The organism is Maribacter sp. 2-571 (genome assembly GCF_050589625.1).
Taxonomy (GTDB): domain Bacteria; phylum Bacteroidota; class Bacteroidia; order Flavobacteriales; family Flavobacteriaceae; genus Pelagihabitans.
On sequence record NZ_JBNGOP010000015.1, the window covers coordinates 23,077 to 49,295 of the forward strand.

Annotated in this window: 16 protein-coding genes; 12 read left to right on the plus strand and 4 right to left on the minus strand. The window is 46.1% G+C overall.

Annotation, left to right across the window (positions count from 1 at the left end):
• Positions 1-15: 15 nt before the first annotated feature.
• On the minus strand, positions 16-3,126 hold the full coding sequence (locus ACRD7P_RS12060; RefSeq protein ID WP_430907872.1) for a SusC/RagA family TonB-linked outer membrane protein: 3,111 nt from the start codon (positions 3,124-3,126) through the stop codon (positions 16-18).
• Between the two features lie 484 nt (positions 3,127-3,610).
• Here ACRD7P_RS12060 and ACRD7P_RS12065 point away from each other — a divergent pair, with 484 nt between their 5' ends.
• From ACRD7P_RS12065 to ACRD7P_RS12085, 5 genes are all read left to right on the plus strand, one after another.
• Positions 3,611-5,194, plus strand: coding sequence for a hypothetical protein (locus ACRD7P_RS12065; protein WP_430907873.1), 1,584 nt, complete (start codon positions 3,611-3,613; stop codon positions 5,192-5,194).
• Between the two features lie 4 nt (positions 5,195-5,198).
• Entirely contained in the window at positions 5,199-6,935 is a 1,737-nt protein-coding gene (locus tag ACRD7P_RS12070; protein WP_430907874.1) for a sulfatase family protein, read from the plus strand.
• Between the two features lie 2 nt (positions 6,936-6,937).
• Complete coding sequence (locus tag ACRD7P_RS12075) at positions 6,938-8,485, plus strand: sulfatase family protein (RefSeq protein WP_430907875.1); 1,548 nt, start codon at positions 6,938-6,940, stop codon at positions 8,483-8,485.
• Between the two features lie 149 nt (positions 8,486-8,634).
• Positions 8,635-9,729, plus strand: a complete 1,095-nt coding sequence (locus ACRD7P_RS12080) for a helix-turn-helix domain-containing protein (RefSeq protein ID WP_430907876.1) — start codon at positions 8,635-8,637, stop codon at positions 9,727-9,729.
• Positions 9,730-9,870: 141 nt separating this feature from the next.
• Entirely contained in the window at positions 9,871-12,135 is a 2,265-nt protein-coding gene (locus tag ACRD7P_RS12085) for a GH92 family glycosyl hydrolase (RefSeq protein WP_430907877.1), read from the plus strand.
• A 194-nt stretch (positions 12,136-12,329) separates the two neighbouring features.
• Here the strand turns inward: ACRD7P_RS12085 and ACRD7P_RS12090 are convergent, their stop codons facing one another.
• Complete coding sequence (locus ACRD7P_RS12090; RefSeq protein WP_430907878.1) at positions 12,330-13,697, minus strand: sugar MFS transporter; 1,368 nt, start codon at positions 13,695-13,697, stop codon at positions 12,330-12,332.
• A 156-nt stretch (positions 13,698-13,853) separates the two neighbouring features.
• Between ACRD7P_RS12090 and ACRD7P_RS12095 the strand changes: the two genes are divergently transcribed.
• Genes ACRD7P_RS12095 through ACRD7P_RS12105 form a run of 3 tightly spaced genes read left to right on the plus strand, consistent with a single transcriptional unit; the run spans position 13,854 to position 16,832 of the window.
• Positions 13,854-14,792 (plus strand): ROK family protein, encoded by a 939-nt coding sequence (locus tag ACRD7P_RS12095; protein WP_430907879.1) that lies wholly within the window; start codon positions 13,854-13,856, stop codon positions 14,790-14,792.
• Positions 14,793-14,795: 3 nt separating this feature from the next.
• Positions 14,796-15,380 carry a D-sedoheptulose 7-phosphate isomerase gene (gene gmhA / locus ACRD7P_RS12100; RefSeq protein ID WP_430907880.1) on the plus strand — a complete coding sequence of 195 codons (585 nt, stop codon included), beginning with the start codon at positions 14,796-14,798 and terminating at the stop codon, positions 15,378-15,380.
• A 36-nt stretch (positions 15,381-15,416) separates the two neighbouring features.
• Entirely contained in the window at positions 15,417-16,832 is a 1,416-nt protein-coding gene (locus ACRD7P_RS12105) for a sulfatase-like hydrolase/transferase (protein ID WP_430907881.1), read from the plus strand.
• Positions 16,833-16,897: 65 nt separating this feature from the next.
• Here ACRD7P_RS12105 and ACRD7P_RS12110 read toward each other — a convergent pair whose 3' ends face one another.
• Together ACRD7P_RS12110 and ACRD7P_RS12115 are read right to left on the minus strand one after the other, a co-directional pair.
• Positions 16,898-18,823 (minus strand): pyrroloquinoline quinone-dependent dehydrogenase, encoded by a 1,926-nt coding sequence (locus ACRD7P_RS12110; RefSeq protein WP_430907882.1) that lies wholly within the window; start codon positions 18,821-18,823, stop codon positions 16,898-16,900.
• A gap of 89 nt (positions 18,824-18,912) precedes the next feature.
• Positions 18,913-20,088, minus strand: coding sequence for a helix-turn-helix domain-containing protein (locus ACRD7P_RS12115; protein WP_430907883.1), 1,176 nt, complete (start codon positions 20,086-20,088; stop codon positions 18,913-18,915).
• A gap of 283 nt (positions 20,089-20,371) precedes the next feature.
• Between ACRD7P_RS12115 and ACRD7P_RS12120 the strand changes: the two genes are divergently transcribed.
• From ACRD7P_RS12120 to ACRD7P_RS12135, 4 genes are all read left to right on the plus strand, one after another.
• On the plus strand, positions 20,372-22,531 hold the full coding sequence (locus tag ACRD7P_RS12120) for a tetratricopeptide repeat-containing sensor histidine kinase (RefSeq protein WP_430907884.1): 2,160 nt from the start codon (positions 20,372-20,374) through the stop codon (positions 22,529-22,531).
• On the plus strand, positions 22,506-23,273 hold the full coding sequence (locus ACRD7P_RS12125; protein WP_430907885.1) for a helix-turn-helix domain-containing protein: 768 nt from the start codon (positions 22,506-22,508) through the stop codon (positions 23,271-23,273). Before ACRD7P_RS12120 ends, ACRD7P_RS12125 begins: the two co-directional genes overlap by 26 nt.
• 126 nt (positions 23,274-23,399) lie before the next feature.
• Complete coding sequence (locus ACRD7P_RS12130) at positions 23,400-24,605, plus strand: hypothetical protein (protein ID WP_430907886.1); 1,206 nt, start codon at positions 23,400-23,402, stop codon at positions 24,603-24,605.
• 231 nt (positions 24,606-24,836) lie between these two features.
• The gene (locus ACRD7P_RS12135) at positions 24,837-26,183 is read left to right on the plus strand and encodes a hypothetical protein (RefSeq protein ID WP_430907887.1); all 1,347 of its coding nucleotides are present in this window, start codon (positions 24,837-24,839) and stop codon (positions 26,181-26,183) included.
• Positions 26,184-26,219 lie beyond the last annotated feature (36 nt).

Below are 26,219 nucleotides of genomic sequence, written 5' to 3' on the forward strand. Positions count from 1 at the left end.
CTTTGTTTATTTTGTTTAAAATCCTAATTGAAGTCCAACGGTAACCGTTCTGGATTGTGGGTACGAAACATTATCGAAGCCCAAAGCATTACTGCCGGTGGAAGAAATACCGATTTCGGGATCGTAACCGCTATAATCGGTAAACGTCAATAAATTTTGACCGGCCAGATAAATACGCGCCTTGGTAACCCCGACACCTACTTGCTCCAACGTTCTATTGGTAAGGCTGTATCCTATTTGTAGGTTTTTAAGCCGTAAGTACGATCCGTCTTCTACATAAAAAGAAGAGGGTTGTGCAAAAAACGATCCATCGGTAGTCGCTCTAGGGACGGTAGTCGATGGGTTATCCGGTGTCCACGCGTTCAAAACGTTGGTGGACTGATTGCCACTGAGGAAATAGGTTTCGGTAATGAATTTGGTACCGTTCCAGATATCGTTGCCCGAAACGCCCTGAAACTGGGCGGACAAATCGAAGCCTTTGTAGCCTACATTAAAGCCGAAACCGTACTGTAGGTCTTGGGTGGCATCGCCGATAAAGGTCTGATCTTCTTCGTTAATCACACCATCGGGAACACCATCAGGACCACTGACATCGGCAAAGCGAAGGTCACCGGGTTGGGCATTGCCCAAAGGCGTGGGTCCGTTTTCGATTTCCTCCTCGGACTGGTAGATGCCGTCTACACGATAACCGTAAAACGAGGAGATCGGTTGTCCTACTTCAATTCTGTTACGCGCTTGGTTCCCGTAAAGGTTACTGCTGTTCCTACCTATAAAATCGAGGCCATCGGTAAGCCTTGTAACTTCGTTATCAAGGAATGTCGCATTTGCGGAAAAACCGAAACTCACTTCCCCGATCTGTTCCCTAAAACCAACGGCCAATTCGAGCCCTTTGTTCTCTACTTCTCCCGAGTTGATAATGATGTTGCTGAACCCTGTGGTCTGCGGCAAATCGAAACTAAGCAGTAGGTCGTCCGAAGTCTTCACAAAATAATCGGCCGTAAGGGTCAGTTTGTTGTTTAGAAAAGCGGCATCCAAACCGATGTTCAACTGCTTTTGCTTTTCCCATTGTAGGCCCGAATTTCCGACCCTTGCGGCACGTGCCGTACCCAAAACCTCTTCGCCATTGACTCCGAGAATGTAACGGATGTTCGGCTGTAAGGTAGACCTGGCCGCATTGGCATTGATCCTGTCGTTCCCAAGAAAACCGTAGCTTCCCCTAAGTTTCAAGTTCGATATTACTTCACTGTCACGAAGGAACGCTTCGTTACTGATCACCCAACCGAGCGATCCGGAGAAAAAGTTATCAAAATAGTTGCCCTCGGAGAAAACGGAAGATCCGTCCCTTCTAAAGTTAAACGTGGCCAAATACCGGTCATCGTAATCATAGATCATTCTTCCGATGTAGGAGATGGTCCGCACTTCGGTAAGGGTTCCGGTAGCGGCACCTTCATTATCGTCCACCGAAGCGGTCAGTACCGGAAAATCCGGATTGATAAAACCTCCAAAATTGGTCGCCGATAAAAAACTTTGGTTTCGCTCCTGTGTGGTGTATCCCACAAGTGCGTCCACGGTGTGTTTACCAAAATCGTTTCTATAGTTCAGCGTGCTTTCCACAATATAGGAATTGTTATCGCCACGTCTTTCGCTTACAAAAGCGCCATCGTCGAGCGAAACGACCGATCCTACGCCCGCACCCGGTATCTGATTGAAAAAGGGGGCAAAACTTTTATTCTTAAAAGTGATCAAGTCGGCCGAGAAACCTACTTTCGCCGTAAGACCGTTCAAAATTTCGTATGATGCATATACGTTACCCAACAAACGGTTCACCGTATTTTCGTTGTCGATAAGGCTCTGCGCCGCAACGGGGTTCAATACCCTGTCGTTACCATCCTGTTCGGTAGGTCCACCAAAACCACCAATGGTGTTCGGGTTAAAAATTTCAACCGTTGGGGAACTCCGCAACGCCCAAGTAAGGGTGTTGAAACCATTTCCTTCATATTCCCTGTCAAAAACGGACCGTGAAAAGGTAACCGAATTCCCCAAGGTAAACTTCCCGAGTTTTGAGGTGGAATTGAAGCGAATAGTGGTCCGCTCCAGACCGGTCCCCAAAATGGTCCCTTCCTCATCGTAATGCGCCACGGAAGTATAGTACCTTGAATTTTCCCCACCTCCGGAAGCACTTAATTCATAACTTCTTAAGGTACCTGTTCGCAATAGGGCATCCTGCCAATCGCTATTGGTCCCTATGGTAGTACCGTCCAAATTTGGAATACGGTCCTGGCCGGCATTGTCCCTCGCGGTATTGTACGCCTGTTGGTACTGTTGGGAGTTTAAAAGGTCCAAGGTATTCGTCGCATTCTGAAAACCGGCAAACGTATTAAAGTTGATGTTGGTCTTTCCCGGTCTTCCTTTTTTAGTAGTGATAATGATAACACCGTTTGCCGCCCTTGCCCCATAGATGGCCGCAGCGGAGGCATCCTTTAAAACGTTCACCGATGCAATGTCCGAAGGGTTTATGGTAGCAAACGGATCGCCACCGCCACCGACACCATTTTCCACTATGGTACCATCGATTACGTAGAGCGGACTGCTATCGCCGGTAATGGTACCGGCGCCCCTGATCTGAATGTTGTTTCCCGCTCCCGGTCTTCCCGAGTTACTGGTAATCTGTAATCCGGAAATCTGTCCCTGTAAAGCACTTTGGAAGTCGGCTACCGGTCTTCCCTCCAATGCTTCGGAGTCGACCGTGGCAATCGCCGCGGATACGTTTTCCCTTCGCTGGGTACCATAACCGATAACGACCACTTCTTCCAATTTCGCCACATCCTCTTGTAGCGATATGTTGATCGTGGTACGCCCGTTCAGGGCTTCTTCCTTTTTAAGAAATCCGATATAGGAAAACGTAAGCGTAGCGGATGCGTCCGTTACCTTAATCATATAGTTCCCATCAAAATCGGTCTGTACTCCATTCGTAGTTCCCTTTTCGATTACCGATGCTCCGGCCAAGGGAACTCCTCCAGAGTCGGTAATCGTTCCAGAAACTTCTTGCGCATGTGCAATCATTCCTATACCGCATATCAGCATACAGCATAGGACAGTTCTGTTTTTAAACAAAAATCTGATCATAATTTATAAGTTTTAAGTTAGTTACAGAATCGATATCCCGTGCATTATAACTTGGTTTAACGGTTATAAAACCAAAAGTGCATAATCTTCAATTCTACGGCCGCAAAATTCAATTTATCTTAACCACTCGGCTTTTAATTTTCAAATTCGCATAAAATAGGAGAAAATCTTTTTGGAATTTTTAGCAATCAAACGATTCGTTTTTGGCGTTCAAAACAACCCGTTTTTGCCTTTTTAACAGCGGTTTTTTTTGAATATGCCCACATTTTTAAGCTAAGGAGTTTCAAATTAGAAGTAAAAAACTGGAATAAAAAACGTTCTTGACGAGTCATCAAAAAAAACCGTTTACATCGTTGCCGTACCCCGCATGGTTAACAACTGTTTAGGGGAAACTAGGTATCGGAACTTTTTTCAAGACCGGGCCTCCATCAACCAGGAATAGTGTATCGGTTACCATTTTTCTTTGAACCAATAGACCACCAATATGTTTTTACCACGTTTGCCTTTGCTTTTAACGGCACCCTTTTTTTCCAGACAATCCGTTTCCTGCTTCTTCTTTTTAATATCTTCCTTCACCCTGCTCAACTGTCAAACCACGGCCAAGAAGCCCAAAGTCGCCGCTGCTGACCAATGGCGACCGTTGCGGCAGCACTTATTGGGTGCGAATGCCAACCTGGCCGCCTTGGATAGACCCTGGGAAAATGATAGCCTTATCGCCATTACCGCAAAAACCGGAATAAAAACGTTACGATACCCCGGTGGTACTATCGGCAATTATTGGGATTGGGATACCGGTGCTATCGATAAAGCCGTACCCGATAGTTTAATGATCAAATGGGTGGTCGAAAACGGATTCAACGAGAGTTCCAAAACATATACCATGGAACACCTGGCCCTATTATATAAGGATACCGGTATCGTTCCCATTTTTATGCTCAACATGCTCAGCAAGGATCTGGAACATAGCGTACGAAACCTAAAAAAAGCCAGAAAGCTCGGCATACCCATCCGTTACATTGAAATGGGCAACGAACTGTATTTTGACATTCCTTTTCCCTTACTCCGTTTCCCAACGCCCGAATCGTACGGCAAAACATGCCAACTATGGATCACCGCGCTAAAAAAAGAATTTCCCGAGGCTTCTTTCGCCCTTGTCGGAAATACGTTAAAACGGCACGATAGACAAATCGATTGGAACCAAAGGATGCTGAAACATTGTACCAATGCCGATGCAATGGTCCTACATACCTATTCCCCTTCAGGATTGGACGGCCGTTTGGAACGAAAAAAAATAGCCCCGGGATCCGAAGGCCTAGGTGCACAAAAAACGGCTACCCGAAAAGCGCCGAAAGATCTGGCCGAACGGCAGGCATGGGAAAGAGAATTGTTAAAAGACCGGAAGGCCTACGCCAACATGTTTACCTCAAAGGCAAAACAGTTGAAAAAATTGGATGCCTACACCCTTCCCGAAGGTATGGAACTGTGGGTGACGGAATTCAACATCAGGGACGATAACTCCATCGTATTGCATAGTTGGGCCCAAACCTTGATACTGTCGGAATATTATTTTACCTTTTTAACAAAAGATGTCACCATTTCCAATTTACACAACCTGATCGGGAACCTCTTTGGCATGGTACATACCGATTCGCTCAATTTCGAGCATTTGAAATCAGGCCGGACCAAATCGATTCCCTACACCTTATCGGCGGGCGGTATGTGCACCTTTTTGTTCAATGAGGCGATGGCCGATATGACCAGTGCGGCACCCTTACAATTCGAGAACGCTCTTTTTTTAACGGACGATCGCGGTGAAAAAATGGACGTATTAAAAGGATGGTCCTTTTCAAACGGAAAAAATCGTAAGGCGATCATCGTAAATTATGGATTTGAAGAACGGACCGTTTCACTTATGGAAGACTTGGGTACCAAAGGCACCATTCATAGTTATAACGCACCACCGGAAAGCCCGGTAATCGGTTTTGACCATGTCGATACCGCCAAGGCGTCTTTCGAAAAGCAGTTGCAGCTGCCACCACATTCCATATCAATCATAACCTTTGAATAATCGTATGAACATCATCACACCAATTTCGCTGCTTCTTTTGGGCATGATCGCTATCGGTTGCAACACCGACCCCAAAACGGGAACCAAAGACCAAGATCCAAATGAAAAGGACACACGGCCGAACATCATTTGGCTCGTAGCCGAGGATGTGAGTCCCCGATTCGCCTTCTATGGCGATAGCTTGGCACATACGCCCCATTTGAACGACATTGCCAACAAGGGCATCGTTTATGAAAATGCCTTTACGGTTTCAGGGGTCTGCGCACCTAGTCGTTCTTCCATGATAACGGGCATGTACCCCACCAGTATTGGAACCCAACACATGCGCCAAAAGGCCGGAGTGATCAATATTCCCGGATTTCCAAAATACAACGCGGTACCCCCGGCATCGGTAAAAGCGTTTCCGGAGCTGTTGCGACAGCAGGGGTATTGGACGGCATCCTATCGAAAACTCGACTATCAGTTTGGGGAGCCCTTTACCATATGGGACGAAGTTTCCGATTATCCTTCGTGGCGCGACCGCTCCGATACGGACAAAGAGCGGCCGTTCTTTATTTACCATACGTTCGAAATTACCCATGAAATCAATATATGGCCCGACAGTACGAAAACAAGGTTTTTTGAGGAGTTCAATATCAAAAGGAAAAAACTTGCCCCGGACGTCACCAAACGCCCCCCATTTGACCCTGCCAATAGCACCGATCCCGAAACGGTTGCCGTACCCCCATTTTTACCGGATACCCCTATCGGCCGTTCCCACATTGCACGGCTCTATGACAATATTAGCCGTATGGACGTCCAAATCGGCCGTATTTTAAAAGAACTGGAAGAAGACGGGCTCTTGGAAAACACCATTATCATGTTCATGAGCGATCATGGGGATTGCCTTCCCAGGAGCAAGCGGTGGATCTACGACAGCGGCATTAAAGCCCCCTTGGTCATCTATTATCCTGAAAAATACCTTCCCAAGGGTGTCGAACAACCCTCTAGGGACCAAGCGCTCTATAGTTTTGTAGACCTGCCCCCTACGGTACTTGAATTGGCGGGGACCCCCGTTCCGGATTGGGTACAGGGGAAGTCCATTGTTTCGGAACTGGCCGAGCGTCCCAGGGAATACGTATTTGCGGCAAGGGACCGTATGGACAACCGTTATGATATTAGACGGGCGGTACGCGACCAAAAGTATAAATTCATTAAAAATTATACCCCCGAGGTACCCTACTCCCAAGAGATCACCTTTCTTGACCAAATGCCGCTGATGGCGGAAATCCATCGTTTGGAAGCCTCCGGGCAGCTAAATCGGGCACAATCGTATTGGCTAAAGGGGCCAAAACCCGCCCGGGAGCTTTACGATTTGGAAAAGGACCCTTTTGAGCTGGAAAATTTGGCCGCACTGCCAGAATACCAAAGCGACATCGCCCGTATGGAGGGTGCCCTGGTCAACTGGCAGGAAACGTACGGAGATCTAAAGGATGTTCCCGAAACGGAACAGGCCGAACGCATGTGGCCCAAAAGCGTGCAACCGCAGACCGGCCAAGTGAGGATTACGGTGTCCAACGACTCCATACGGTTGAGTTCCCTTACCGAAGGAGCCTCTATCGGCTATCAAAAAAACGGTGATACAAGATGGCACCCGTACACCCGACCCTTACCGGCAAACGCCGTTCAAGAATTAAACACCAAAGCAGTGCGCTACGGATATTCCGAAAGCGATATCACCGTTTATCCACAGGACCGATGATCATGAAAAATACCTTTTACATTTCCCGAACCCTTCGCTTTCCGTTGTATGCAATTGTACTGTTATTCGTGGTTTCCTGTATGGAACGTTCCGAAAAAAAAGTACAACCGACCAAACCCGATGCACAGATCGGGCCCAATGTGGTGTATATTTTGGCAGATGATATGGGTTATGGTGATATTGGGGCCTTGAACCCCAACGCCAAGGTACATACCCCGGCCCTAGACGCCCTGATCGCAAACGGCATGCACTTTACCGATGCGCACAGCTCATCGTCGGTATGTACGCCCAGTCGTTATAGTATACTTACAGGGCGATATGCCTGGCGAAGCGCCCTAAAAAGAGGGGTAACCTGGGGGTACTCCCCACCGCTTATCCAACAGGGAAGCACTACCGTTGCCTCCCTAATGCAAAAGAACGGCTACCGTACCGCCTGTATCGGGAAATGGCATCTTGGACTGGAGTGGGCCCTTAAGGATGGTGTAGCCGCACCATGGGACAATCCCAAACTGCACCCTTCCAAATATCCGGCCAACGCCATCGACTTTGCAAAACCCATCGCGAATGGCCCTACTTCCCTAGGTTTCGATTATTTTTTCGGTATTCCCGCTTCACTGGATATGCGGCCCTATTGCTATATTGAAAACGAAACGGTGCTGGACCTTCCCATGCGACCGGTGGACAAGGAGATTTTGGCAGCACGGGATAGTTTGGTACAATGGCATTCAGGAATGGCAAGCAGCCATTTCAAACATGCCGAAGTACTGCCCACTTTAACCGATAAAGCGGTCGATTTTATACAAAAAAATAAAAAACGTCCCTTTTTCCTCTATTTCCCCCTAACGGCACCCCATAGTCCGCTACTACCCTCAAAACGTTTTCAGAGGAGCAGCAAGGCCGGTGACTACGGCGATTTTATACAGATGGTGGACCATGTGGTACATACGGTATCGCAAACCTTGGAGCAAGAAGGGTTGGCAGCGAACACCCTTTTCATTTTTACCAGTGACAACGGCACATTTGAACGGGCCTATATAGACCCCGATTACGGGCATGACGGCAACCACCATTTTAGGGGCCAAAAAGCGGATATTTATGAAGGTGGGCACCGCGTTCCTTTCATCGCCAGCTGGAAAAATAAGATTTCGCCCAATTCCTCTTCGGATGCCCCAATTTTACTGAACGATCTGATGGCTACCCTTGCGGAACTGACAAAAACGGAACTCCGTGAAGGCGAAGATAGCCGTAGCATTTTGCCCATTTTGCAAGGTAAAAAAGATAGGGTGGCCGATCGCGATTTCTTGATCCACCATTCGTCAAGGGGGTTCTTCGCCATTCGAAAAGACTCCCTAAAACTTATCGAAGGTCTGGGTTCGGGCGGTTTTACCCTCCCCTACAAAATTGACATCGATGATGCGAAAAAAGCATTTCAACTCTATAATTTGAATACCGACATTTCGGAGGCTACGGACTTGTTCAATACCATGCCCGAACAACGGCAAAAGCTGTATGAAACCTTGATCAATTACACCGAAGCGGGTAGAAAATGACAATTTCAAATAACTAATTGTAATTTTGTTTTATTAAATCAATCCCAATATCATAAAAAACATCGCTACAAACCTGATTCAATTTTAGCTATAAATGTTTATATTCAACCCTAAATCTTATTGTTACCTCTTGAATTTCGCATTATAAAATGGCAGTAATTTTCTTTATCTGGGGTTGTGTTCAAAGCTTGATCGTGGGAATTTTTATACCCATCGTAAAAAAGGCGCGCAACAACTATTTGTTATCTGTCATTTTTTTCGTGACCTCTTTAAACATCCTGATCCAATATTTATTGCGGTATCAAGGCTGGAAGGACGACTTTCCACGGCTGTTGGTCATCCCTGATTTCTTGGACCTTTTGTTGCCTACCTTGTTGTTCATCTACATCAAAGCGGTTTTGGGAGGGGGTATCGATAAGGCCGACAAACGTTATGTATACGTGCCGGTCATCGCAGGTACCTTTTTCGTATTGAATGCCGTTTTTAGAACCGATTTTAGCTTTGGGAATTACGTAGGATCGCTCTATCATAAATTCGTGTTGATGGGTATCCTTGTTTGGAAATTGTTTTTGTTCCTGAAGGGATGGAACATCGTAAAGGAGCAACAGCATATCATAAAGAAAAAGACCATTTTATGGTGGCCGAAAATGTTGGCGTATTTTTTAGGGGTTCTGACTTATATTACTTTCCTGAACCTGTGTTATTTTATGTTGATTGTTCCCAACTTTGAATTGGGTTCGACGGTACGGTTTACGCTACAAAAACTTGTAGAGCTCAACTACATCATTTTTACCTGTTCCATCATCTTTATCACGATATTTTTCTTTTTCAAATATCCTAAAATACTATCAGGACTACCCATTATCAAGTCAAAGAAAACGTCCAAGGTTCCGGACGGCCAAATTTATATCGACAAATTGAACAAGCTCATCAGCGAAGACCGTATTCACTTGGATACGGAGTTGAACGAACAAAAACTTGCCGATATCATGGAAGTGCAATCCTACATCCTTTCCATTGTTTTAAACGATTATTTGGGAAAATCGTTCAGTGCCTTTATCAACGAAAAACGGATCGAGGAGGCAAAAAGACTTTTAGAGAACGAAAACAATAAGGACCTTACCATTTTTGCCATTGCGGTGGACAGTGGGTTTCGATCGGAATCGGTTTTCTATGTCAACTTTAAAAAACAGACCGGTCTTACACCGAAACAATATAAAAAAAGGTACCTGTCCAACACCTAGCCCGGGTCGGAGCTCAAAACCTTTTGAACCCCGCCAATCTACAGTTCTCCGGGCATTATATTATCTCTTATTTTCCGAAATAGCAGTATTCCAAAGTAGCCACCTTCTAATTTTCCTACTTTAATTAAAGTAATGCGCCCTATGGTAAATTTTAGATGTTGTGCCGCAGCCATCCTAATGCTAGCGTTTTCTTTGCTCAACGCTTGTAAAGAACGGTCCACGGACCAAAGCGAGAACGAAGAAATCGCATTCGAGCCTTTGAACTATGTAAATCCTTTTATCGGCACCCAGGGAAACGGAACCAAACACTCTATCGGAAACGTCCATCCTGGAGCGGTAACCCCGTGGGGTATGGCGTCGGTAAGTCCGCAGTCCTTCGACTTCACCAAAATGCAATCGCCGAGCGGCTATCGCCACGAAGAAAAAAAAATATTCGGATTTAGCAATGTAAACTTTTCCGGGGTCGGTTGTCCCGCTACGGGGAGTATTCCCTTTAAATTTTTTACCCGCGATCTTCCCTTAGGCTACAACGGCTCTCATTTTTCGGGGCAAAAGGCAAGTCCGGGATATTATGGCGTAACCTTGGACGACGATGCCATTACGGTACACGCCACCGCAACGAAAAGGTCCTCGTTGATGAAACTGGAAGTGCCCAAAGGCAGCACAAAAGTTTATGTGGACCTTATGGCACAGCAGGGGCATATTAAGGGCGGTGTCATCGAACGGCACAAAAACAATGCCGTAAGCGGCTACCAATTGGAGGGCAACTTTTGCGGTGCCGACAATAGAAGCACCATCTTTTTTAGTGCCCACTTGAGCAAGGCGGCGGACTCCACCTATTTAAAATACAATAACAGAACAAATCCGCGCTTTAACCAAAACCTGGAGAAGCGGCCTAGCGGTATTGTGTTCGTCTTCAAAAATAACGAACCTTCCGAGCTCTTTATCAAAGTAGGGGTGTCCTACGTTTCCACCGAAAATGCCGAAGAAAATTTGAACAGGGAACAACAAGGGTACGCTTTTGAAAAAGTACAAAAAGCGGCCGAAGCGGAATGGAGGGAAGAATTGGGCAAAATTAAGGTGACCGGCGATTCAGAGGACGACAAGACCGTTTTTTACACCGCGTTATACCATAGCCTGCTCATGCCCATAACCTTTAGCGACCACAACGGGGAATACGTTAAAATGGGCAGTTCGGAAATCGGGAAGTCGACCTATACCCGCTATACCGGATTTTCGCTTTGGGACACCTACAGAACCACACACCCTTTGTTGACATTGGCCTACCCGGAAAAACAGGAAGAATTTATAAACAACATGCTGGACATCTACGATGAATCGGGATGGCTGCCCAAATGGTCCATTTTCAACCATGAACCCTACCTGATGGTGGGCGACCCTGCGCCTATTGTCATCGGTGACTCCTATACCAAGGGAATAAAGGGAATCGACATCCAAAAGGCATATGCGGCAATGGTCAAAAATGCGGATGTTGAAAAAGACAATCTGAACCGGAGGGGAATACAGGACTATAACCGCTACGGTTATATTACGATGGACGGCCCCTTTAGCCATGTAGAGGATTTTCAATGGGACAATGGCATCGTATGGGGAGCCGTATCCAACACCATGGAGTTCAATTTGGCCGACCACAATATTGCACAGGTGGCCAAACTGCTGGGCCATGAAAAAGACCATAAAAAATATGCAACACGCTCCAAATCGTTTATGCACCTCTATAACGATGCTAGCGGCCTCATTCAGCCTAAAAATAAGGATGGCAGTTGGTACGAGCCGTTCGACCCTACGGAAGAACTCTGGGATCGAATGAATTTCGGCCTTCGGGGCGGGCCCGGTTTTGTGGAAGGTAGTGCCTGGCAATATTTATTTTCGGTACCAAATGGAATCGATACCCTTAAAACACGTATGGGAGAAGAGCGGTTTCTTAAGAACCTCGATACCATTTTTGATAAAAACTACTTTGATATGACCAATGAACCCGGTTTTGGCTTTCCATTTTTCTACAACCTTACCAAGGAAAGGGACTGGAAGACCGCTCGAACGGTACATGGTCTTTTGGACCGATATTTTCCCAATGCCCCTAACGGACTTCCCGGGAACGATGATGCCGGGGCCATGTCGTCATGGGTGGTCTTTGCCATGATGGGAATCTATCCACATACCCCTGGCACCCCGGACTATATGATTACCACCCCTTCCTTCGACAAGGTGCACATACAATTGAACAATACTTTCTACAGTGGTAAAGCACTTGTTATCGAACGCAAAGGCCCCAGCAACGGGACCATAAAATCCATGCGTTTGGGAAGCGAAAACATAGACTATAAGGTGAGCCACGAATCACTGGTTTCGAAAGATGATATACTGCGCATCGAAACCGAATAACCGGTCTTTTTTCAACCTGTACACCACCATTGTTCTACCTACCCTGTACCCCTTTTCTACTAACGTATTCAATGCCAGTTGATGTAGGTTTTGGTTGTTTTTGGTGGAGTCCTTTATAACGCGAGTTCGATTTAAGATCCCTATGTTCTACCCTTTAGGATCGGTATAAAGACCATTATCATGTGCAACTCCCGTTATTCCACTTCCGAAGCACCGAACTTGGGACTATAAAAGCCATAAAAAACGATATATAGGTAGCATACAAAGGGCACGACAAACGACGACTGTAGCCCAATGGTATCGGCCAATATCCCCTGGAACAAGGGTACCAAGGCTGCGCCTAGTATCGCCATGACCAAAAGCGACGAGCCCTGACTGGTATACTTTCCCAAACCTTTGATGGCGATGGTGAATATGTTGGACCACATAATGGAGTTAAAGATCCCCACTCCGATCAACGCCCACATGGCCATGCTTCCCAAGCCCGTTATGGCGAAAAGGACCAATCCGGCGCTTACCATGGCAAAAAGCGCCAACGTTCGCGAAGGGATACTTTTTCCGATCAAGAACACCAAAAAGTTCAACCCTATGATCGCCATATAGGGCATTACCGTACGAAACGCAACTCCCGATATCGCATAGATCAGGGCGAAAGAAAGCACGGTGAGTACGGCCATTAGCGTGTGCTTTTTTGCTTTGTCCAAACTACTCAGCGACAACGCGCCCGAAAAACGGCCGATCATGGTACCGCCCCAGTAGTAGGCAAGGAAGTTTTTACCGACCGCTTCATCCAATCCCATAATATGTTCGAGACCGATAAAGTTGATCAGAAAACTACCGATGGCCACCTCGGCACCCACATAGGTGAAAATGGCTATGGTTCCCAAGGAAAGGTTGGGAAAACGAAGTGCGCCCATTCCCTTGACAATGGCATCCTTGTTTTGAAATTTTGGTAGTTCTACAAAACGGAACACCAGGGCGAGCAACATAAAAATAGCACCAAAAATGAGGTAGGGCACCTTGGTAGATTCGCCTTCGGAACCTTCCACAAAGAAAAATTCGTAAATAAGATAGCCCCCAAAAATGGGCGCAATGGTAGTTCCCAAGGAGTTAAAGGCCTGTGACATGTTCAACCGGGAAGAGGCCGTTTCGGGTTTCCCCAAAATAGAAACATACGGATTGGCCACAATCTGTAACAAGGTAAAACCAAGACCTAAAATAAATAGGGCCGATAAAAACAGCCCGTAAACCTTAAACTGTGCAGCGGGATAAAACATAAAGCACCCCAACCCGGAAACAACGAGCCCTATGACGATACCGTTTTTGTAGCCGATACTGTTAATGGGATCCCCCCTTTTTAAGGAAACCAGGAAATAGACCAACGAACCGATAAAATAGGCTCCAAAAAAGCAAAATTGTATCAACATCGCCTGCCAATATTTGAGTACGAATAGTTCTTTCAAATAGGGAATAAGGATATCGTTCATACAGGTAAGGAATCCCCAAAGAAAAAATAGGATCGTTAATACGAACAAACTGGCATTATGGTTTTTCTGTGTCATTTTATAAGGAATAAGTACCGCCAAACAGGCGCTATATAACAAAACTCAATGTATACCTTCTGGGATTTACTTGTATTTCAATTCGTAAAACAGAAGCCATTGGGGGTTGTATTTCCACATTTTTGAAACAGACGCCAAGTGATATCCTTAGTTCAAATGAAGACAGAAACGAAAACCAATGCCCCTCAAATTCTTTACGGAATCGACCTTGGGGGCACCAAGATCGAAGGCATCGTACTCGAGAAGACCAGTACGGATTTTAAGGTCATCGAACGGCTTCGAATACCGACCGAGCAGCAAAAAGGATATCATCATATCCTACAACAAATTGAAACCCTTGCCCGTGAGCTGGAACAGAAATGTGGTGTTGCCATAACCTCCCTTGGTATCGGCACTCCGGGAACGCTCGACCCAAAGACCGAAACCCTTAAAAACAGTAATACCGTTTGTTTGAACGGAAAACCAATACGGTACGATCTGGAAAAACGCTTGGGGCTTCCCATTAAAATCGCCAATGACGCCAACTGTTTTGCGCTCGCGGAGGCTACCTTGGGTTCCGTACCGGAAACGGTGCCGGGCGCCGAGGTGGTATTCGGGGTCATCATGGGTACCGGGGTCGGCGGTGGAGTGGTGGTCCATGGTAAATCTTTACAGGGAAAACATGGGATCGGTGGAGAATGGGGACATAATTTTTTAGATGCTTCCGGAGGCGACTGCTACTGTGGACGACAGGGCTGTGTGGAGACCATTATTTCCGGAACCGCCCTGGAACGTTTTTATGAACAAAAAAGCGGCAACCGAAAGACATTGAAAGCGATCATGGAACTATATCGAACGGAAAACGACCCTAATGCCAAAGCCACCGTAGCACGGTTACTGGATTATTTTGGCAAGGGTATCGCCTCCATTATCAACATTCTCGATCCACAGGCCATTGTTTTGGGCGGGGGCGTCGGCAATATTGATCTGCTCTATACCGAAGGTGTTGCCAGTGTGCGGCGCCACATTTTTAACGATACCTTGGAAACGGAATTTCTAAAACCAAAACTGGGCGATAGCGCCGGCGTTTTTGGGGCGGCAATGTTAACTGCATAACCTATGGCACATTCGACAACTACCATAAAAAACGAATTTCTACAGGCACAGCGCGTCCTCGACGAATTTCTGCATAACGATGCCCATTTCGATACCATTTTGACCATTGCCCAACGGATGGTCGCAGCATTCGAAAAAGGCAATAAAGTAATTTCCTGTGGCAACGGGGGTTCGCACTGCGATGCCATGCACTTTGCCGAGGAACTGACCGGCAGGTATCGGGAAAGCCGTCGTCCGTTACCGGCGATCGCCATCTCCGACCCGAGCCACTTTTCCTGTATCGGAAACGATTACGGATACGAGCATGTTTTTTCCAGGTTTGTGGATAGCTTGGGCAGCCCCGGCGACATCTTACTGGGAATCAGCACCAGCGGCAATTCCCAAAACATTGTCGAGGCGTTTAAAGTAGCCCGTAGCAAGGGTATTACCACCGTTCTGCTTTCGGGCAATTCGGGCGGGGCCCTGGCACCATACGCCGATATTTCCTTATTAGTGGCTTCCCCGGGTTATGCCGATCGAATTCAAGAAGTGCACATAAAAATAATACATACCATTATTTTCAGTATCGAAAAATTACTGGAACTTTAAGTTTTTGCCATGCCAACATCATTTAGACCATTCCCTATGAAAACCTTTGCATTCCTCCCTTTGCTGACCGTATTTCTAGTTTTTGTACCAAAAAATAGCTGGGGACAGGACCAGAACGAAAGACCGAACATCATTTTCATCATTACCGATGACCAGCAGGTAGGTTTGTTGGGCGTTGAAGGGAATACGATCCCCAATACCCCGAACATTGACCGGATAGGTAAAGAAGGTGTGGTTTTTGAAAATGCCTTCGTGGTCACCCCCCTCTGTTCCCCGAGCAGGGCAAGTTTTTTAACGGGAAACTATGCACACCACCATAATGTAATCAATAATGACAAATTGGGGTTGGACGTCATCAGCCATACTTTATTGACCTGGCCCCGACAGCTGAGGGAGTCGGGGTATGCTACCGCCTTTATCGGAAAATGGCATATGGGGCTGGACGATTCGCGACGCCCCGGCTACGACCGTTGGTTCAGTTTTAAAGGCCAGGGCGACTACATCGATGGTGTGGTAAACGATGAGGATACGCGCGTACAGACCACCGGTTACATGACCGATATTATAAACGAGAAGGCCCTTTCGTTTTTGAATACCCAAGAAGGGCGTAAACCCTTCGCCATGATCGTTGCCCACAAAGCGGTGCACTGGCCATTACTTCCGGCAAAACGACATGAGTCCCTTTTTCCCGACTTTAAATTTGATTCGGTAGCGGTAAAGCAGCAGGATATTACCGGTAAAGTAGCGCTCAACAATGAAAATATTGAACGAAAAGCCTTTTATGAATACCAGAACGTATTGCCGGAGCGCCCCGAATCGAGAAGGGGCCGCGGACGGGAACGCGACATGGTAGTAGCCGACCAGCACCGGTGCCTACAAAGTGTGGACGAGGGCGTCGGCCAGTTTTTCAAAACCTTGGAAGCCAAAAACATGCTGGACAACACCATTGTAATATACGTAAGCGATAATGGCATGCTCATGGGCGAACATGGGGCGTTCAATACCAAACGATGGGCCTACGACCCGGTGCTCCGCATACCGATGCTAATGCGCTACCCGCGTATGATCCCGCCGAACAGTACCCGAAAACAAATGGTATTGAACATCGATATTGCCCCGACCTTGTTGCAACTCGCTGGGGCGACCCCCTTGGAACCTATGGACGGAACGAGTTTGGTGCCGATACTTGAAGATGAGGACTTCCCGGGCCGTAAGGCCTTTTTAGCGGAGTATTTTTTGGAAAAGGTAGCTCCTAAAATACGCCCTTGGAAAGCGATCCGTACCGAAAATTGGAAATACATCAAGTACACCGAAGCAGGTATTCCCGCAGAGCTATACCACCTTGAAAAAGATCCCGAGGAAACCTATAACCTCATTAACGACCCTGATTCCAAGATACCATTGGCCCGGATGTCGGAACTTATGGACGGGTTTGTGCCCGCAGCGCAGTAATTTTGATGAAGTTGTACATCCTTAAAAAGCCCCAATGTTCCAAGCATACCGTTCGTGTAAACCGCTTACAACGAAAACGCCATTAGGAAATCTCCGATTTCCGGCCCCATTTTTCCGTGGCCCCCTGCAGCGATGACCACAAATTGCTTTCCGTTTTTGTCCACGTAGCTCATGGGGGTCGCAATACCGCACCTGGGCAGCTCCGTTTCCCATAGTACTGTGCCGTCCGCGCTGCTAAAGGCCCTGAATTTTTTGTCGAAGGTGGCGGCGATAAAAACCAGGCCACCCGCGGTAACGATGGAACCCCCTGCGTTCGGCAATCCAGATAGGCCATCCTCCGACGTTCCCAATGCTGTTTCCCATTCCAACTGTCCGGTACTCAAATTTACCGCGGCCAGGGTGCCCCAAGGCGGTGGATTCATAAGGGTACCGCTTTCACCGATCATGGTCCGTCGGCGCATGGCATACGGCGCACCACGTTGGCGCGAAACCTCAAAACCCTTGCTATCGGCACGTTTACCAACAAACTCGTCCTGTTCAAAAAGCTCCACCAATGTTGCGAACCTACAGGTATTGGCAATGAGCAATTGGTTTTCCATATCGTAGGAAACACTGCCCCAATTGGTGCCCGAGCCATTGCCCGGGTAAAGCACGGATCCCTGTACGCTTGGTGGCGTAAAAAGGCCCTCATTCCGGAATTTGGCGATAAACCGTGCATTTTTCTGGCGTTCCTCTGGCGTTTTGCCCCAGACGGTCGCAGCTGTCAAAGGAACTTGGCCCATGAGATTGGGCAAACTGGAGAAAGGTTGGGTAGGAGCGGTTTCTTCACCGGGAATATCAGATTGGGGCACCGTTCTTTCTTCAATAGGATAAATCGGTTCCCCGGTTTCGCGATGCAGCACGAACAAATTTCCGGTTTTGGTCGCCTGTACGACCGCTGGAATTATTTTGCCGTCTTTCCGTATTTCGACCAATGCCGGTTGTGCTGCTACGTCGTAATCCCAAAGATCGTGATGCACGGTCTGGAAATGCCATACCAACTGTCCGGTAGACGCCTTTAACGCCACAACGGAGTTCGCATACCGATTGTCCCCAGGTCGGTACCCCCCATAAAAGTCGGGGCTGGCACTCCCCGTAGGAACGAACACCAGGTCCCTTGCAACATCCACGGACAGTACGGACCAAGCGTTGGCAGCCCCAACAGGCCCTTTGAAGGTACTTCTTGCCTCGGCCAAGGGATCCCACGACCATACCAATTTTCCCGTTCGCAAACTAAAGGCCCGTACCGATCCATTACCGGTATCGGCATTAAAATTATCGCCTATGGACGAGCCCGTTATGGCCAGATCTTGATATATTGCTGGAGGAGAAGTGGTTTGATAATCGCCCTTCTCGGCCACGAACACTCCTTCGTAAAGATCAACGACACCCTTTTTACCAAAATTTTTGCAGGGCTTTCCAGTAATGGCATCGAGTTTGATCAGCTTGGCATGTATCGTACCCAATACAATACATTTTTTACAGGCTTCGTCGGCATGTAGATCGGGGTCCGTCCAAGAAGAGACCCCTCTTGAGGTCAGTTCCGAAAACGAGGCATTTCTATCGATTTTGGGGTCGTAGGACCACAGTTCGGTCCCTGAGGTCGGGTCAAGGGCGAAAACCTTCCCATAGGAAGTGCTCAGGTATAACCTGTTGTCAAAGAAAATAGGGGTCGCCTCGAACGTAAGTTTTTCCGCGATACTACTGTTTTGACCCAGTTCCCCGGTACGAAAGGTCCATGCCGGTTTTAGGTCCATAACATTTTCGCTATTGATTTGATCGGAACGAACATATCTGTTCCCACCGGCATCGCCGCCATACGCGTACCAGGATGCAGGTGCCCGGGCAACATGCTCCTGTGCCGTCACAACTTGAAACAAGCATAGGGAAATGGCAAGGAAGGGAAATGTGTTGGAAAAAGAAAGGTCGTTTTTTAGAAGGAAACGGATCATGACGTCTTGTGTATCGGTTCGTCCCAAAATTGGTCGATAATTTGCGAAACAACACAAAAAAACGGTACAGAGTTGTACGAAATGATGATTCAGGACATCTTCATGTTTTCCCTGAACACTTTTGGTGAAACCCCCGTAAAGTGTTTAAAGGCATTATAAAAGGCGGATTTTGATTTAAATCCCACCGAATTTCCGATCGCTTCTATGGTAAGCTGTCCGTATTCGGACGACAACAACTTTCGTTTGGCCAATTCGATCCGGTACGAATTGATAAACTCGTTAAAATTATTGCCCGTTTCCAAATTGATGACCTTAGAAACATGATTTACATTGGACCCTAAGCTGCTCGACAGTTCCTTTAAAGAAATATCTGGCTTTGCAAAATAGTCGTTCCGCTGCACAAAGGCCTTGATCTCTTCGATCTTTAAGGAATCGTTTTGTGCCTTTAGCGCTTCGTATTTATCGACCACCCAGGATTTTTGAAAAAAACGGGACTCCGAAAATACCATAATACTTATCATAAACACGATGGCGGCCTGTACCATTCCAATATAATGGTCGCCCAAATCGTTCTCATGGTTTAAAAAAATGATGAACGCAATAAGCATGAGAAGGATAAAGGGAACCAGAACGTTTCTTGAAAAACGATAGGTATCCATACCCCCTTTTCGTTTTTTAGGCTTACTCGTGGGTCCCTTTTTCAGGAGTACCCGTAGGCACAAAAAGGTGTATACCAAACCGGAGAGAAGTAATATCCATCGAAATTCGTCTTTGATCAATTGATAACCATAATCCAGATTTTTTGGTGTGTGGAGGTGTTTCATATCAGGGAAATACGCAGCGATGTACGCATTTATCTTTACGGACCTCGGATGGGCATAGTACCCGATCTGCGACAGCGCATACGCTAGCGGTAACAGAAAATGGTACCAAGTGGTCCTAAAGCGCAAACGCTCTTTCTCCAGCACGTTTCGAATAAAAAGGTACAGTAATGGCGCCCATAACAACACCAAAGGTTCCGAAGTATCGTTAAGGTATATCGTGTACTTCATCAACCCGGTATAGCATAAATACTGATCGAACAATACCAAACAAAAGGCAATCAAAAAATACCCGATAAGTTTTAAAGAAATAATGGACTTGTTCCCTTTAAAAATGATGATGGAAGCCACAAAAAACCCTTGGAAAACCCCTAAAAAGATAAACTGGGAAACAATATCATGTTTAATCGGAATTTGATCTAAGACCAGCTGTATCGCATCCATTTTGTAGTATTCTTCGCTTTAAAAATAGAAATTACCTCAATGTAGCATTTTTTAAAAATATCGGGATTTTCCGATTTGTCCAAGGAAATACCGTGTTCGGGAACGACCATCTTAGAATGGCAACAGTCGCCTAAATTTTAAGCAAGTGGTTGCCATAAATAATAAGTAACTTTCCGATATAACCAACTACCAAAATCAGTGAAACCTTACAAATAATGAAGCAAACTTAAGGCTATTCCATCCATACATTCCATGCATTATTGAGGAACACATGAGCGCCCCCATGACCTACACTCTTCTTTATAAAATATTGCTTTATGGCATGCTTTGCGCATTCCCCGTTGGTATTGGCGCACAAATAAGTGCCTCTGCAAAACAGCGTGTGAAAAGTGCGATACAAGAGCTGCAAACTTCCAAAACAGATTCGCTGACAGCATTTTTAATGATTTCCAATGCCTTCAACGATGTTCAAAACGACTCTTCCATAATATATATCGACCTCGCTTACGATTTGATACGAAAGGCAGACGACCCGTATCGAACGTTAAACATACTTTCCGAGCACGATCGGTACCTGACCTATAAGAGAGACTATACGGGAGCGGAAAAGCTGAACCGTAACAAGATCAACGTTGCGAAACAACTTAAAGATCCGGCGCTATTGTTTCAAGCCTACTATCGTTTAGGAAGCACCTTGGTTTCCCTAAAGGAGATGGACTCGGCGACTACTTATTTTGATATGGCGCGCAAACTGCTTCCCATGATCCGTACCAGAAAGTTCGATGTTCTTGGTGGGTACTACAGCTCCATGGGCATTTACAAAAGCAGAAAAGGAGAATTGGATGCGGCCTTACAGCACTACCTTAAGGCATTATCGTTCTTCGAAAAATCCGGAAACATCTATCGTTTGGCGAACATTCATAACAACATCGGACATAATTTCAGAATGACCGGCAAACCGGAGAAAGCCATCGAAAGCCTTTTGAAATCGCTCCAATATTGCAAGAAAGGAAAAGCGAACCTTCAGAATTTCCTTTGCCACCTCAACCTCAGCGGTTGCTACTTTGATCTTTTTGACCTAAAAAAGGCGCTAAATCATGCCAAAAGTGCGCTTGAGTTCGCTAACCGAATGGATACCGATTTTTATCGGGGGCAGGTGTACGACACCATGGCAGCCATTTATGCCGACATGGACGAGCACGGATTGGCGATCATGAACAACTTTAAGGCATTGGAAATCTATAGACGTGAAAAAAAGACCCGAAAATACATTTTTACGCTTCAAAACCTTTCCATCGCCTATATCGGAATCGACTCCACTAAAAAGTCCAGGGCAAAAGCGCTCAAGGCCTTACAACTCTCCAAGGAACACCAAATTTCATCCGAACAACCCTACATCTACGAATTACTTTCGGAAATCGATATCGTTGAAGGCAAGCATGAAGAGGCCCTGGAAAACTATAAGGTATCCATTCGGATCGCCGACTCTTTGCAACGCGAAAACGTCAACAGGGACATCAACGCGCTACAAGTAAAGTACCAAACGTTGGAAAAAGAAAAAGAAATCGAAAAACTGAACAGCGCCTTTGAAAAACAAGAACTTCAAATAAAAGGGCAACGGTATGAAAACTACACCTTATGGGGGGTTTCCTCCGCATTTTTCCTAGCGCTGACCAGCATCTACTTTCAGTACCGCACCAAGCGAAGGAACAACCTGATACTCGCTGAAAAGAACAAGGTAATCCAAAACAAAAACGACGATTTTTTCAAAAAAAGCGTCGAGTTAAAAAAAGCCTTGAAAGAGAAGGATGTGCTCTTAAAAGAAATTCACCATAGGGTAAAAAACAATTTACAATTGGTCACCAGTTTGTTGAACCTACAGGCCGACCCTTTGGAAAGTAGGATAATAGACGCGTTCGTGGCTCGCAGCCACAATAGGATCGCCTCTATGGCCTTGGTACATGAGGTGTTGTACAAGAGCAATAAAATTGAACGTATCGCCCTTCACGACTACCTTAAAAGTCTGGTGACCGCGGTATACGAGTCGTTCGACTTTACCGAGAAAAAAATCGACTACGAAATCCATGCAAAAGATATTTTTTTAGATATCGATACCATTATTCCACTTGGTATCATCATCAACGAAATGGTACACAACGCTTTCAAGTATGCCTTCAAAAACCGGAAAAAGGGACGGTTGGAAGTAAAGGGCACCCTTCACAGCGAACAGCTTATTATTACGGTGGAAGACGATGGCTCGGGAATACCGGCAAGAAAAACAGATTCCAAAGTCTCATACGGCCTAAAGCTGGTTCAACTGCTTATCGACCAACTTGAGGGTACCCTTACGCAAAAAACAACGAACGGCACTTATTATATGATTACGCTTACCCCAAAAAACTCTAAATTTTTTAACCATGAAAAAGAAAATATTGATTGTTGAGGACGAGGCCATTATTGCCTCGGACCTGGAAAGAATTATTAGAAAGAACAACTGGGAACCGATCGGAACCTGCACTAGTTTCAGTCAGGCCATATCAAAAATTGATTCCGAAAAGCCAGATCTGGTATTGATCGACATCTGTTTAAGGGGCGAAAAAGATGGTACCGACATTGCCCGCTACCTTCTCCGTAACGATGAAATACCATATATCTATATTACCTCCCTTTCCGATACCCTTACGCTGGATCGTGTGAAAGTAACACGGCCTATGGGGTATTTGTTAAAACCGTTCAAACCCGAAGCGGTACGGTCGTCCGTGGAAATCGCATTTTTTAATCACGAACATCGGAAAATAGATCCCATCAGGCATGAAAAGGAATATAAGAGCGACATTCCTTTTCGCCTTAGGAAGGTTGTCGATCATATAACCGAAAACTTGGATAAAAAACTTGTGGTGAGCGAGCTGGCCCATATGACACAATGGAAATTTCATCATTTTATCCGCAATTTTAAAAAGTATGTGGGCTCCACGCCCTATCAATATATACTGGAACAACGCATTAGCCGATCTCGCTCCTTACTGGAGGAGACCAACCTGCCCATATCCAGTATCGCATATGATCTTGGGTTTCAAAGCCATTCCAATTTTTGTGTCGCTTTTTATAAGAACATGAAAATGAGCGCGGAGGATTACCGTAAAAAAGTACAAATTTCAAAACTGCGCGCGACCAGTAATACCTAAACATTGCAACATTGCCGGAATACCGATAAGGTAGTCTCAATTTTTCTAAACCGGTAACAATTTTAAACAAGTTGGTCGTTTCCGATAGCTGTAAATTCCGTCAAAAGAATGTAAAACACAGCTATTATGAAAAAACCGAAACTTATTATGTTGCTGGTAGCATTGGCCCTTTCGGCCTGTACCAAAGATGGGGTCGCCCCACCCGAAACCGATGGGGTTGCCGTCGATAAGGCCGTTAAGGCCATTGCAGTGGGCAAGCGCGTGCTCAAAGCGGGATACGGCTACAATACCCTTAGCACCGAAACCTTCGACAGTCCCATAGAAAAAGTATTTAATAAAGTAGCACGGACCAATTCGTTTCCGAAGGGTACCGAAATCGTGGTGGAAGGAGTGAGAACGGAAAAATCAATTGAAAAACTACTCCAAAGGGAATCCGGATTTGGCGTAAGTGTCGCCATACCCGGGGCGGCGGTCGGTCTCCCAGCGGTAGGGGCGTTCTCGTTGAGCTTTAGTACCAGAAAGTTTATATCGGAGAAAATAGAAGAGGGCAGTGATAAGGAATCCGTAATCGTTCGGGCAACCGTTCCCTTAAGAAAATTCGAGATCTTACAAAAACGGCCCAAGTATTCGCAGCTGGCGAAAGAAGATCTAAAAAACGATGGGGTAGAAAACTTTATGAACATCTATGGCCCTAGCTGGGTATCGGCCGAGGTGTCGGCCGTAGAGGTCATCCACGTTTTCAATTTCGACTTTTCTTCATTGACCACCGAAGAGAAAAAGGATGCGGCGACGATAATCGGGTTTGCGGTAAAACCCTATTTCGGAATTGAGCGCGAGACCCGGCTCACCAAGGAAGAAAAATCAATTGTAAGACGGTCATTTTCCAAACAGGAAGTAATGGTCAACCTCATTGGTTTTGCCCCTCGCCTTTTTGCTACCAACAACGTCGATAAAATTTTTGAAAATGGTGGCTATCGCAAGGAACTGAACCGAATGATACAGTATGCGAACAGAAACCCCTTAAAGGTAAAACCATTTTTACAGGTACTAAAACCACATGTCGATCCAGAGACCGATAATCCAAAAAAAGGACCTATTAACAATGTATTCCAGAATACCTATAGAAAAACGTTGCGGTGTACCGCCCACCTGAACAAATGGTCCGAACTACAGGCGCGCCTGATCCTCGTAGCAAAAAAATCCGACGATGTACAAATGCGGGTAAAAGCAAGAGCGGCCTTAGCCGAAGTGGAACAACAAATATTTAAATCCCTTGAGTGCGATCAATCCCGCCCGCCTGCCAAAAATGCTTATAAAAATATTAGGTTATAACCCAACAAATACAGGTTTTATCGGAAAAAAGAGCGCGACGTTGCGCTCTTTTTGTTTTGGCCAAAACCCCTAAAAAGGCTAGAAAGGCATGCACCACTGCATCATGTTCGGAGATTGCAAAAGGTTTGTTAAAACAAAAATCAAATTTTATGGATCGAACTCAATTTACAACAAACGGGCGTGTCGATATGCGGGTACCTTTAACCAAATATTAACCCTAAGTTTTAAATTATGAAAAAAATAAGTGCAACGCTTTTTGCATGTTTACTCTGCTTTGTATCATGTAATAAGGACGAATTGGATACTCCGGAACCCGATGGGGTAAAAAAGGAAAACGAGGTCAAGGCAATTACCAAAGGTGGGCGCATTCTCCGTGCCGGCTATGGTATAAATCCGCTGACCAACGAGAGTTTTGACACTGCCATCGACGACGTATTCGACCGTGTGGAACGAACCAACAACTTCCCTACCGGGACCAAGGTGGCCATTGAGGTCGTAGATACGGAAACGGCCATTGAAAAGGTGGTATCCCGCGAATTGGGCTTTAGTATCGGTTTCAACAATCCGGAGGACAAAACACCCGGTAAAAATGGTAATCCCGATGCCGGGGGCGGCGGTGATAACGGCGGCGGTGGAGATGGCGGTGGTGATAGTGGTGGCCCCGATGAGGAGGACATCATTTTGTTCAATGCGGTCAAAGGAAATCCAACAGCCGATTCCATACCCTTTCCCACCTTTTCGGATATCAGTTTTAGCATAAGCGCACGTAAGTTTATGTACGAACGTATCGCCACCGGCTCCAAAAGAAAATCGATCATCGTTCGTGTGACCATTCCAATACGTAAAGATGAGGTGCTTCGAAAAAGACCACGGCCATCCGACGATGCCAAGGAAGATATCCAGATAGGAAAATTCACTTTTATGGACAACTACGGCCCGGCCTGGGTATCCGCGGAAACTTCGGCCATAGAGGTCTTTCATGTATTCAATTTTGACTTCTCCAGCTTTGACTCCACAGAGGTAGAGGAACGCGAAGGGTCCTTCTCCCTTGGTATACAGCCATATTTTGGATTGAGTGTCAACAACAGCACTACATCCTTTGAAAAGCGGGAGATCGCCGAAACTTTTATAGACCAACAGGTGTTGACCAATCTCGTAGGTTTTGCTCCAAAACTGTTTAGCACGGATGATTTTAGCACCATTTTTCAAAAAAGAGGATACCAAAAAGAGATACGTCGTATGATCCAGTTCGCAAAGCGAAGTCCTTTTAACCTAAAGCCGTTCAAGCAGACTTTACGGCCCCATGTCGACCCCAGATTCGATAAGACCACGCAAGGGCCGAACAATAAGTTTTTTAGGGCCGAATTCAAAAAACTTGGAAAATGCGCCACCAACTTGGACCGGTGGACGGCCTTGGAAGCGCGTTTGGAAACGGTGAAGAAAAAAAGCGCCGATGCCAATATGCGACGACGTGCGACCACCGCGTTGCGACAGGTTAGGGTAGAAATAGAAAAGGCACGAAACTGTAGGAACAGCAAACCCCCTACTAAGTCGAGATATGGAAGCATCCGTTTGTAAATAAGGAACAGGGTCGTTAAACTTCGCCCATAACTA